The 12,259-nt window shown below is 34.0% G+C and carries 12 protein-coding genes and 1 pseudogene; 4 read left to right on the forward strand and 9 right to left on the reverse strand.

What is annotated here, in order from left to right; genetic code table 11:
* Positions 1-111: 111 nt before the first annotated feature.
* Positions 112-1,604 (reverse strand): annotated as a pseudogene (locus FTX43_RS00290) (primase C-terminal domain-containing protein).
* 611 nt (positions 1,605-2,215) lie between these two features.
* On the opposite strand from FTX43_RS00290, the gene FTX43_RS00295 reads away from it, so the two are divergent.
* A complete protein-coding gene (locus FTX43_RS00295; RefSeq protein WP_047630185.1) occupies positions 2,216-3,169 on the forward strand; it encodes a ParA family protein in 954 nt (317 codons plus the stop codon).
* Entirely contained in the window at positions 3,141-3,416 is a 276-nt protein-coding gene (prgO, locus tag FTX43_RS00300) for a DNA segregation protein PrgO (protein WP_001196543.1), read from the forward strand. The genes FTX43_RS00295 and prgO overlap by 29 nt, the downstream gene beginning before the upstream one ends.
* Before the next feature lie 254 nt (positions 3,417-3,670).
* On the opposite strand, the gene FTX43_RS00305 is transcribed toward prgO, so the two are convergent.
* The 4 genes from FTX43_RS00305 to FTX43_RS00320 form a co-directional block, all read right to left on the reverse strand.
* Positions 3,671-4,797 (reverse strand): IS3 family transposase gene (locus FTX43_RS00305; protein WP_129796133.1). Its coding sequence is split into 2 segments (ribosomal slippage): positions 3,671-4,569 and positions 4,569-4,797, totalling 1,128 coding nucleotides; the frame shifts between segments, so codons are not numbered across the junction.
* 772 nt (positions 4,798-5,569) lie between these two features.
* On the reverse strand, positions 5,570-5,755 hold the full coding sequence (locus FTX43_RS00310; RefSeq protein ID WP_002326766.1) for a hypothetical protein: 186 nt from the start codon (positions 5,753-5,755) through the stop codon (positions 5,570-5,572).
* Positions 5,737-6,087 carry a hypothetical protein gene (locus tag FTX43_RS00315; RefSeq protein ID WP_002345871.1) on the reverse strand — a complete coding sequence of 117 codons (351 nt, stop codon included), beginning with the start codon at positions 6,085-6,087 and terminating at the stop codon, positions 5,737-5,739. The genes FTX43_RS00310 and FTX43_RS00315 overlap by 19 nt, the downstream gene beginning before the upstream one ends.
* Positions 6,080-7,405: a Y-family DNA polymerase gene (locus FTX43_RS00320; RefSeq protein ID WP_073490846.1), complete on the reverse strand. Its 1,326-nt coding sequence runs from the start codon at positions 7,403-7,405 to the stop codon at positions 6,080-6,082. Before FTX43_RS00320 ends, FTX43_RS00315 begins: the two co-directional genes overlap by 8 nt.
* A gap of 516 nt (positions 7,406-7,921) precedes the next feature.
* Between FTX43_RS00320 and FTX43_RS00325 the strand changes: the two genes are divergently transcribed.
* Together FTX43_RS00325 and FTX43_RS00330 are read left to right on the forward strand one after the other, a co-directional pair.
* The gene (locus FTX43_RS00325) at positions 7,922-8,737 is read left to right on the forward strand and encodes a helix-turn-helix domain-containing protein (protein WP_002326780.1); all 816 of its coding nucleotides are present in this window, start codon (positions 7,922-7,924) and stop codon (positions 8,735-8,737) included.
* 125 nt (positions 8,738-8,862) lie between these two features.
* Positions 8,863-9,120 carry a hypothetical protein gene (locus tag FTX43_RS00330; protein WP_002326781.1) on the forward strand — a complete coding sequence of 86 codons (258 nt, stop codon included), beginning with the start codon at positions 8,863-8,865 and terminating at the stop codon, positions 9,118-9,120.
* 251 nt (positions 9,121-9,371) lie between these two features.
* Here the strand turns inward: FTX43_RS00330 and FTX43_RS00335 are convergent, their stop codons facing one another.
* The 4 genes from FTX43_RS00335 to FTX43_RS00350 form a co-directional block, all read right to left on the reverse strand.
* The gene (locus FTX43_RS00335; RefSeq protein WP_000170424.1) at positions 9,372-9,944 is read right to left on the reverse strand and encodes a recombinase family protein; all 573 of its coding nucleotides are present in this window, start codon (positions 9,942-9,944) and stop codon (positions 9,372-9,374) included.
* A gap of 15 nt (positions 9,945-9,959) precedes the next feature.
* Positions 9,960-10,565 carry a protein adenylyltransferase Fic gene (gene fic / locus FTX43_RS00340; RefSeq protein ID WP_000599739.1) on the reverse strand — a complete coding sequence of 202 codons (606 nt, stop codon included), beginning with the start codon at positions 10,563-10,565 and terminating at the stop codon, positions 9,960-9,962.
* Between the two features lie 400 nt (positions 10,566-10,965).
* A complete protein-coding gene (locus FTX43_RS00345; RefSeq protein ID WP_261801516.1) occupies positions 10,966-11,727 on the reverse strand; it encodes an FtsX-like permease family protein in 762 nt (253 codons plus the stop codon).
* A gap of 276 nt (positions 11,728-12,003) precedes the next feature.
* Positions 12,004-12,259: DDE-type integrase/transposase/recombinase (locus FTX43_RS00350; RefSeq protein ID WP_147606597.1), on the reverse strand; the 256-nt coding region annotated here is incomplete at its 5' end.

The raw sequence follows: 12,259 nt of genomic DNA on the forward strand, positions 1-12,259 counted from the left end.
GACTGCATACGCAGTTATAAGTATACCACCTACACGTAGCTAGGCAAAGGGAGCAACACCTACAGAAGTATCATAGATATATTGTATAAGGCAATTTGCACCTTTTATTTTTCAACCTGTATCTACTTCAAAAAGATTCACTTCTTTAAGAGGGTTCAAGGGGGTTGATAATTGTCTAAATGTCTCTTCTACTAAGCTCTCGTTGAGTCCAAATACCTCTGTGATCCTTGTTGAATAATCTAGTCTCTTTTCTTTACTTAGTTGAATAACCCTCGCGAACAACGTTTTGACTGAAGCAATGATCATTCCGCCATTTCTTCCTCGTGTTACCTTGTAGAAGACTTTATTCTCCTCTCGTAACTCATTTAAGATCTTATCAAGTGTTCGCTTGGGCATCGTTAGTTGTGAAGCCAATTCTTTTTTTGACAGGTTCAAATAAGGCTCACTAGCAAGACTTTTTTCGCTTAGATAAGCCAATAGATCTTCTTTCCATTCATTTTTATGACTATATTTTCTTTGATCTCGTGGCTTTTTAAATTTCCACCAGCCACGTCGTTGAATGAACAGATCATTATTTTTAAGGTTGGTGAAACCCATTGCTGGCACAATTCAATAATGAATTCTCTGCTTGCTGCTTGATAATTACCAGAATAAGCACTACGTACAATCTTTACTAATTCTGCTTCAGATAGCGGTTCCTGTAACCGTTCGTTGAATGTGAACATATTGTATTCGCAAGTATCCAATGCATAACCTGAAGAGTAATAAGCTAAAGAAAGCGTGAAAATCACATTATTTCGACCAAGACGTCCTTCTCCGCCGACGATGTTTGCTTTATGAAGTAACATATCGAACCACGGTTCATCTACTTGGCGAATTTCTTTTTTCTCAGGAAAGACAATTAGTTTTCGTTCTCGATCTTCTTTTGTTTTTTGATCTGATTCAAGCTTCATCGACCATTGAATCCAGTCAGCAAAAGAATACTGATAGTTCATTTCTTTAAAAACAATATTATTTTCTTGTGGGAATCGAGCAATTCCGAAGTGGTTACATCCTAGATCCACTCCGGACAATTTTTCAGCCAACTGTAGACGAATTGTTTTTGAAATTTTTTTTGCTACATCGATCACCTTGAAATTGCTTTTCTTTGTGACATAGCCTGGTGTCTTTAGTACAAAATAAACTTGATAACCATGATCTGATTCTAAAATTAGCGTTGGCATGTAGCCCACTTGATCTAAACAGGCTAAAATAATTTCGCCTTGATGGTTCTCTTTTGAATCGATATCAACTACAAATGTGTTGATTTGACTTAAGTTTTTCTCAGAATGACCTTTAACCACTGTTCGATAATCATCCGCATAAGTACCAAAGCGATAGGTATTAGGTGTCCAATGCGTTAGTTTCTTTTCGTTCTCTAAAATAGCTTCTTCCGAAGTAATGACCATACCACGCCCAACATTCATTAATTGCTTGCTACGGTACGCAAAGATAGCACCACTCCTACTGGAATCAATATGACCTGCAGGTTTCATGGTGCTGTTTCGATATTTGTATGTACGTAAGCCGTTTTTAAGAATAGCTGAATAAATTTCGCTCAACATCGATTGTAACGTCCTTTCTCAAACAAAAAGAGAACACAGTTTAGCTTTAATCTCAGCCATAGTATGTGTTCTCTCTTCAGTGTTTAAGAATATTTAATTTAAGTACACTAAATAAACGTTCTTCTGTTGAGTTGCTCGCCTTTTTTTGGTAGAATAAAGGCAATCGGAAAAGGTATCCGATCAACTTTTAATATAAGTAGTTGGTAGCTACTTACATATTCTTGAGACGAGCGTGAACACATGTCCTAACCATGTGATTCAGAAATAATTGATTCTGCTAAAATCAATTATTTCCGTCTCTTTTTTTTATGTAATTTTTCTGTTTAAAGAGTACCACTGCTTTTGCTACTTTGTAAATAGTGAATTATCTGTGGTTTCTATAGAATTAAGTTTACCTCTTTTCACTCTAAATTGTCAACGCAAAACGCACAAATATATTTTGACATTTTGAATATATCTGATATACTGAATATAGCAAATATATTTAGTATATCCACTATATTCCTTATAAAGTCTGAATTCTTATCAATTTGGAGTATATTAGATATATCGAATATATTAAGTATATGAAGTATACTAAATATATTTAGTATAGGAAATTGGAGGGAACTATGAAAAACTTACGGACTGCATTTAAAACATCAGATAAACTAGGAAAAGTTGTAATGCTTACAGGTAGAAAAGGCGGCATTGGTAAGACTACAGACAATGATTTATTAGCGATTGTTTCTAGTCAACTTTTTGAAAAAGACGTGTTGCTAATTGATTATGACCAACAAAGAAATACTACTTCCAACATTGGATCAACGTATCAAATTACTAGCTTTGATCGATCCATGTCTGCAGCAATCAAAAAAGGGGACTGGGTTTCAGGTATTACTCAAGTAAGTCCACATTTATATATTATGGCTGGCTCTCCTGGATCTGAAGAACTTAATGAATACTTGTCCGAAAAATATCCTGATCGTCGTAAGAGATCATTGGCCTTCATTAAACCTTTAGAAGAATTGAGAAAAAATTTCGATTATATCTTTATCGACTGCCCACCATCAACAGATAATGTGGTTCGTGCATTCTTAACTGCTGCAGATTATATTATTGCAATGCAAGAATTAAAACGGTACGCAATGGAAGGAACAGAAGATTTTATTAATAAAGTTTTAGTTCCGATTGTCACGAATTTTGAAGAGTCTCATCTTCAAATCATTGGAATTTTGCCTGTTCTTTTCTCAGTGCGACGTTCCTCTCAACACGCAAACTATCAAAAAACAATTGATAAGTATGGTGAATCAAACATTTTTAAAAGCATTGTTAAAGGCTCGGATCGGTTAGAAATGTATGGTGAGAATGGTATCCAATTAAATGATTATGTAGATCGAAGATGGTGGGCTATTTTTGCAGACATCTTTACAGAATTAGAAGAAAGAATTGAATACTATGAACAACATGGTGATATTGAAGGATTTGATTATACACCTAAATATGCTGACTCAATGGCCAATCATATCCTACCTCTTGGAAAGGAGATTAAACTAAATGGCATTATTACCAACGAACAAAGATAAGAAGAAAATTGGTGCTGAAGATATTTCAATTAAAGATGATATTAATGTCGAGTTAGGGGAACGAAAGTACACTGCGAAAGAAAGAAAACCAGTTCAAGTAGATCCTCCCGTACTAAAAACCATTCGGGATCTTAGTTATGCAAAAGATATTCCTATGTATGAAATAGTCAAACTTGCAATGGACGCCTATGTTGATACTTTAAACGACGAGGAACGGATTATATATAATAGACGATCAAAAGATTAAAATATAGTAAGTATACTAGATATAGTAAATATATTTAGTATACTTACTATATTTTTAGCTTTATTAATCCTAATCCTTCAAAATATGTGTATTGTTTGGGGGTATACAACATTCACAAATTTTATTGTTTCTAGTTTTTACTATACTAAATATATTTAATATAGTGAGTATAGTAAATATATTGGTTTTTATCTACAGGTAATGGTGGTTTTTGGATTTGAGTCAATATCTTGGACACATTTTAGTAGAGACGGTTAAGCCATTTTTTCTTTTGCTAATTCTTCAAATTCCTGTGGGGTTAGATAGTGAATCGAGCTATGGATTCGATTTCGGTTATAAAATCCTTCAATGTAGCTAAATAGCGCTCGATTTGCTTCTTCAAAATCTGAGTAGCTAGTCGTGTAGACTTCTTCTTTTTTCAATGAGGCATGGAAAGATTCGATTCCAGCATTATCATAAGGTGTTCCTTTTCTACTATAAGAATGCCTTATTTTGTTGGTTTTAAGCCATTGTTCCACTTCTCTTGCTGTGTATTGGCTGCCCAAGTCAGTGTGTAGAATCATTCCTTCTGGAATGTGATAATGTATTTTTGCTTTATTCAATGTTTGAATGACACAATCCACAGTCATTCGTTTTGAAAATGTATAACTAATAATTTTTTTCGTGTGTAAATCCATGATTGAAGATAAGTAACACCAACCATTTTTCTTAGTAGGAATGTACGTAATGTCAGCTGCCCATTTCTCACAGATCGTTTCAGTAGAAAAGTCCTGATTTAAGAGATTCTCTGTTGAAATGATCGGTTTATTAGACCTTTGAGGTCTATATTTTTTAACTACAATCGACCTTAAATTTAATTGTTTCATTAGCTTTTGGACATGTTTAAGAGATACTGAAATCCCTTCTTTTAATAAAACTTGATGGATCTTTGTGGCACCATAGCGTTGTTTATTCGTAAAAAAAATTGTTGAAATCTTCTTTTTCAACTTATTATTTCTGATTTCTGTAGCTGTCAACGGTTTATTCTTATAAAAATAATAGACACTTCTAGGGATTTCTAATAACCGACACAACAAAGAAACAGTGTAATCCTTACACCATTTTTCAATAAATTGAACAAGCGAATTTAGGTTTTCCGAGAGAATATGGCTGCGGCTTTTTTTAAGATTTCAAGTTCCTCATTTAAACGAGCATTTTCTTTTCTCAGTTCAGCTACTTCTTTTCCAGTCAGTCCTGTGGACTGATCAGGTAAATATAAATTCTTCCATTTGTAAATCGTTGCTTCAGATAAGCCATATTCTTTCGCTAACCCTCGAACAGAACGTCCAGTTTGATTCAGTTCAACAATCATTTGTTTAAAATTTTCTTCATATCGGGTCATAAAAATTCATCCTCTCGTAGATAAGTTTAATTTATTCTTGTCTCTACGAAAAGCTGTCTAAGATTTGATACTAACACCATTTAACAAACATATAGTTACAGTTACTGAAGAACAGTCCGTTAGTCAGCAGGAGTAAGTAATAAATCGTTTGTGAGACACTATTTTGATTGATACGACCTCTAACCATGTGTTTGTTTCATTTATGTTATAATAAGAATGTAAGCATATTAAACAGCAAACTATCACAGCAGCACTAGACTCAATCAAATGAAGGGGGATGGTGCTAATGAAAAAACTACTAGCAATTCCCTTATCCTAAAAAGGAGAATTAATAGTGTCAAAAGAACCTATGTCCGCATGGATGCAGCTCGCTCTTAGCATCATAAAGCTGATCTCTAATTTTGTGGCTTTAGACAATAGAGCAAAGGTTCTAACTACGCAATGTTTAGTAATACTTACTTGTAGCCTACTGGTTGTAATAGTATTTCTTTTACTTGCGTTATTCGTAGTACACCTTTTGTTTTTTTAAAACAAAAGAAGCTTATTCAACTATATTTAGCTGAATAAGCTGGTCTCAATGTTAAATCAAGTTTGTTGGACGGGTTTAACATTGCTTTCTAGTGCTATTTTAGTTAGCTCTAGTATGCTTCAAGCTAGTTACAACGTCCTAAGGTTGTAACTAGTTTTTTTATATTTTTTAATTACCTATAGGTAATTTTATCAGAATTGATACAAAATGTAAAACATAAAATAAATATAATTTTATTGCACTTTAATAGCCAATATAGTATTCGTATTTATGGTATCCTGCTGCAGCTTCTACATAGAAAGAGAAGCGTTCAACACCAACCTCATTTATCAAACGCTGGCCATAACCCCAAATCTCTTCTGATAGCTGATCAAAGGTTATATACTTTAGCTCATATTGCTGGATAATGTTCATTCTAATCGACCCCATTTATTATCCTGGTAAAATTCGATATGACGTATTTCGTCGTAGTGAACTTTGTTTTTTCCAACGTAGATCCCCAGCTCATCACTACCTAAGATCTTGCTAACAATATCTTCTGGATAGTATCCTTCAGCGTTTCGTTCTTCTTTTTGAATACATACTGATCTATTTTTTATGACTGCAGCGTTCAATACTTCCGCAACCTCTTCAGTCGTTATTTGTTCTTTTGCCAAATTTTGATTGGCTCGTTGTTCATTGTCGGCATCAATTTTTTCAGTATGATCAGATAAATAAAAACCTGCCCACTTTAAACGTCCACGATCATTATAATCAATCATTTTTAAGCCCTCCTGCGCCGCCTGCATGGCCACCAACCAATGTACTTCTAGTAATACTACGAGCGCCTTCTAACATAGAAGAAGCATGTACAATCGACGTAAAACCATATTTTTGCCGAATCTTGTCAATAATTTTATCTAAATTTTCTTCGTCAATTTGCTTTTGTGGATCACTAAATAAATCCAGCTGAAGCGAATCAGTATAAAATAGCTTGCTGTAAGTGATTCCGACGTGGCGGACTTCTTGTCCTTCATAATACTTATCAAACAAGAAAAGACAGTAATTCTGCAATTCCTTTGTATTGTCTGTTATAGGGATCTTCATCTGGTGTGAAAAACCTGGTCTCGTTTCTAAGATCGACGTGCCAATGTATAAATGGACACAACCTGTTTTACAGTTATGTTGCCTGATACGAATAGCTACTTGTTCCGCCATTTCTTTTACCACCAGTTCGATTTCATTTCTCCTGGTATAATCTCGTGGTAACACTTGTGAATTACCATATGATTTTTCCTTTGTCGGTTCTGGTGGGATCGCTATATCTGTTCGATCGATCCCGTTCGCATGAAAATACAGCTGTAAGCCAATCACACCTAAATGGCTCTTAATAGTGTATGGATTCCAATTAGCTAAGTCTTTAATACTCATGATACCCATTTGGTTGAGTCTTTTTTTCATTCGAGATCCAATACCCCAAAGGTCTGTCATTTCAGGAATATTCCATACTTTATCAGGAACATTTTGATACGTCCATTCAGCAAGGAATCCATCATTATGTTTTGCTTCATTGTCTAAAGCAAGTTTAGCTAATAAGGGATTATCTCCGACACCTACTGTAGCAAGCAATCCTAGCTCTTCTTTAATATTCTCCTGGATCATTTGAGCCAGCTTCTTTCTCCGTTGACTTCTTGTTCCTTCAGTCGTAAAAAGATTCATTGATCTGGTCACTTTTAAGATCGATTCATCGATCGAGTAAATCAATAAATCTTCGTCTGCTACATACCTTCTGAAAATATTGTTTACCTGCATATTTCGCTTAATATAGAGATTCATGCGTGGTGGAACGACATGTAACGTTTTAGGAAAAGGTTGCGGTAGATCTCGTGGTCGACTGACATTAGAAATACCGTACTTCTTCTTTGCAGCTGGTGAAGAAGCTAAAATCAACCCTGATCCTGTATTATCCGCTCGACTCATGACGACTAATTCAGTCGTTAATGGATCTAAATTCCTTTCTATACATTCGACACTTGCGTAAAAGCTTTTCATATCGATCAAAAAGTAATCATTTACTGGCTCTTTTGAATAATCCATCATAAATAACACTCCATTCTTCCACATTATACAAACATACGTTCGTTTTTGTAAAGAAGAATCGATTAAATGTACAAAAAAAGAAGCATAGGTAAGTTATTTCCCTACTTCTTCTGTTGATTTGTAAAATCAACACATTGTATCACTTTATTAAATGGATATTTACTATTAGTCTTGTGAAAATTTGAAAATAAGTGTCGTATTATCCAGTTTTGCTTAGTTATATTAGAAAAAAATAAGAAATTCAAAAAAGAAAAAACTTTCCTTAAAAACAAAAAATAGGAGTATTCAGTTTCTTAATAGTTTTGTAATAGTTGTATGTAGAAGTTTTCTTAATAGTTTTTGTAATAATTTATTAATCGTAGTTTATATAACTTATTTGTGAGTGACTAGAGAATTAAATAAAAAATAATTACTATCTAGTACGAAATTAATTACATAGGATAATATATTAAGGTGCTGTACTACAAGTAAAAAATACTGTATGATCATGACAGATTCAAGAAAGGAGCAATAAGATTGGTTAAGATAGCAGGACTTTCTAAAGGTGGAAAAACCGTTTCACAACTTTATAAACAAAACTACAGAGACTGGAGACAGTTCAGAAAAAACATTAAGGATTCTTACTTTATTCTACCAACAGAACTTGAAAAATATTTACCGAATAACAAAGCTATTAATTTATATCTGTATTACTGTTTTAAGGCAAAGAATGAAGGCGGGGATTCCTGGCATTCGGTCAATACCATAGCAGAGTCTCTAGGAGTGACAACTAAAACTATAAACACCTGGAATAAAACCTTAGTTGATTTAGGTATGATTGCACGTATAGACGATAACCATCTCAGTAAATCGACAATTTTACTTCCTCTCTCTAGTTACTATAAATTAGCCCTTGATAGTTCTTTAAAGGATGTTACCGAGAGCACTGTCCATGAAATTGATGGCAACTTGGTTGCAGTTTATCATTTGTTTGAATGGAGAAAAAATGAGGCTGATGAAAATTATAACGTTCCTTATAACACACTCTGTTGTGTTTTTAAAAGAAAAACACAAAAAGATACTATCTATAAATTTATCTTGGTCCAAGATGAGAAAATAAGTAATTTCGAATTAAGCACTCCTTCTAGTAAGATTTATGACGATGCATATAGATTTGAATGTCAAGATCTAGAAGCCCTCCTTTCCGCAAATAATCTAAACAATATAGAACATGAAAACTTTGTTGTAAACACTAGATTTAATTTAGTTTCTGAAAAGGACTCAGATTTGTTAGATTTGCTGATAGAGCTTACTAAAAATCTAGATAAGAAAGAAAACATTACTGTACTATAACTAGCATCGGTCCATCATTAAGTTTGGACTATTAGAACACTTGCTATTACAGAAAAAGGTATGCTAGCCACGCTTACTATTTATTGGTATCAAACAAGTATCTTAATTTGAAAGGAAGATGATTTATGGCTAATTTATATATAGAGAACAAAGGAGACTTGAATGCCATTATTACTTTAATCGTAGTTATGGTAAAATCAATAGGTAATATCACAATAGGAATGCTGTTTATTATATTAGCAGCAGTGCTGATTTTTATGATAGTTATTTGGTTCTTAAATGAAAGATCTAAAGACAATCAACACCGTAGGGATATGGAGATAAAATCAATAGAGTCAATAGATTATTTATCGATAATAACACTAAAAAAGCCACGTTCCTAAACGTGACTTACGCTGAACGATATGTGTTGTTTGGTAGACGAACAAATCGTTCATTATAAATATATGATGGTATCCTAATATAGTAAGCGTGGCTAGCATACCTTTAATTACTTTACCTTTTACAGTTACCATACACATTTTTTGAGCAGAAATCAAGTAAATAAAAAAATATTATATTTCACAACATGCTAATAGACTCATATCTAGAACGCATTAAGTATTTACCTGTCTGGTTCGCTGAGACTTCTTTTTTAACTTTCTTCAATTTTCTTCTTTATTCTAAAAAGCGTACTGCGACTGAAACCGGTTATAGCTTCAACTTCCTTATACGATTTACCTGAAGTAAGCAGTTCATATGCGTGCCTCTTCTTCGGTGTGATTGTTGCTTTCGGACGTCCTTCTCTGAAATTAGGATTATTCTTTCTTGCAAACATTTTTCCTTCTTGGGTACGTTCCACAATCATATCACGTTCCATTTCTGCTACACTCAACAACGTCCGTGTCACCATTCGCCCCATGGACGTATTTTCAATCGTTCCTAGATTCAAAACCTTGATCGTTACGTTATCATCGAGTAAAGGTTCAATGATCTCTAATGCTTCTCTCGTGTTACGAGCAAATCGATCAAGCTTCGTAACAACTATTTCATCTCCAGGCTTCAGACCAGCCAACAGCTGATTGAATTTTGGCCGATCCCGTTTTGTACCCGTAAATTTTTCTGAAAAAATATTCTTCTTCTCTACGCCGTTCTCAAGCAACTGTTGAATTTGTTCTTTTGTACTTTGAGAAGCGGTTGAGACACGTGCATATCCATATTTCGTCATTTGGTCCACCTACTTTTACAAATCATCTATCGTATACTCAGAATACCCTTCATAGAAATAGCTGACATCGATTCCTTTCATATATAACTCGCGATCGTCAATTTTATCAGTCAGAGCATTGGAAATTAGATAGCGTATTTCCAAATCGTTTATGGGACTTCGCTCCATTGCAGAAAGATAGTCTGCTTTATCGATTAAGTTCCAATCTACAACTTTTTGCAATTCTTCCTTTAAAATGAGATCCAGCCAAATTCTAGTACTTCGGCCATTTCCTTCTCGAAATGGGTGAGCGATATTCATCTCCACATATTTCTTGATAATCTCTTCAAAAGAAGTTTGTGGCATCTGATCAATATGCTGTAACGAATGTTCTAAATACATAACTGGTGCAAATCGAAAATTTCCTTTTGCAATATTGACCGATCGGATTTTTCCGGCAAAATCGTAAATATCCGAAAATAGAAATTCATGAATTTCAGATAAACCTTTAAATGTACCAACTTCGATTTCATTTATTTTTCCACAATCGTACAATTCTTTCGCTTTTTGTTTACTGAGTTTTTCTTCAACCTTAGCCAACTCAACTTGATTGGTTAATCCCAATTTATTCTCTAAAATCATGCGAAATCTCCTTAACTTTATGACATAAGTTTATGAAACACTCTCAACCCCATTATATCGCGATTTTGTTTATGTGTCAAAAACTATTAAGTTTCTGACCCCCGATAGATTTTTCAAGTGTCTCTATTTTGCACAGTCTAGTTGACCTTTGATACACCTCTATATTTATAGAGAATCTAAAACATCAACATGGCATACTCAAAATTCTAAATATTAGGGATAAAGAATTCTCCTATACAATCAAAAATTTCCTTTATTTCGAACTCCGGTCACCTAACTCTATTGATCTCTTACAAGCCAAAGAATATCTCTATACTACAAAGAAACAATAGGGTGCCTGGTTGGTCTCTTTGTGTTTTATTTTAGAATCTAGAACGTAAATATTCTTGTCATTCTGATTTTATCTAAGAATATCAATTAAATCTTTTTTTGCAGCCTCTGAAGCGGGCATTACAGAAAAGACCAGTCCAATAACCGAAGATACCCCAACCGCTAGTAAAATAGTAAATAGATCAAGTGACACGTTTACCTTTATCAAAGAACCAACACTATAAGCAAGAGCCATTCCTAATAAATAGCCAATTAACCCTCCTGAAAGAGTTAAAATCAAACCTTCTAAAAGGAACTGCAGCATAATCGATTTTCGAGTAGCTCCTAGGGCTCTTCTTATACCGATCTCTTTTGTTCGTTCAGATACAGATATATACATCATGTTCATTACACCTACCCCTGCGATAAATAAAGATATACCTGCTACAGCTGTTATAAAATAAGTGATCGTACTGAGGATTTGACCAATTCCTTTCGTTAACATAGCCGTATCTAACACTTCATATTCCCCCAAATGTTTCAAACTACCTTTTTCTTTCAATTGGTTTATCACTTTAGAGGTCACCTTGTCAGGTTCAACTCCTTCCTCTAAAGTTAACGTTAGAGACGATGTATCCTTTTCAGACTTAAAATAATAGTGGTACGTAGCTTTTGGAATTTCAATGTTTATATTTGATAAGGAAAACAAATTATCTTGTTCTTCTCCTGGAAAAACGCCCACAATCCTAAATAATTCTTGCTCGATTTCAATTCCTTTACCTAATGCTTGCTCAGATGTATCAAATAGCTCTTTGGCAGTAACTGAATCAATCGCTGCGACTTTATTTGACAATTCACTATCTTGACTTGTTAAATTTCGTCCTATAGAAACTTTTTCACCTTCAGAACCTATAAGTTTGATTTGTTTGTTTGTTTTTTTCCCTTAATTATCAAATCTTTGTAGATTTGCTCTTCGTCTATTTTAGAATAGTCAACTTTTTAACCCCTTCTACATTTCCTATTATAGATAAATCTGCGTCTTGAAAAAAATCTGTATTTGTATCATACAAAGAAGGGTTCTGTTGCAAAGTTTTAAATAAAGAATAAAATCCCTTACGGTATCTATGATTTAAGCTTGGATTCCCAATAATACCTTGATTTCAGTACAGACCGAAAACCCGAAGAGAGTGCCTTCTTTTCGGGTTTTCTTATATAATCCTCGAATGGCTTCCATGCCTTTAATCGTGGTAGAGGCAGTGCGTAAACTTCGATAGAATTTATTGCGTCTCTTTACTGGACGATGGTCTTGTTCAATCAAATTATTCAGGTATTTAATGGTACGATGTTCTGTCCCCTGATAAAAGCCGTATTCTTTTAGTTTCTTA

It is taken from the genome of Enterococcus sp. DA9, assembly GCF_008000875.1.
GTDB classification, from domain to species: domain Bacteria; phylum Bacillota; class Bacilli; order Lactobacillales; family Enterococcaceae; genus Enterococcus_B; species Enterococcus_B lactis.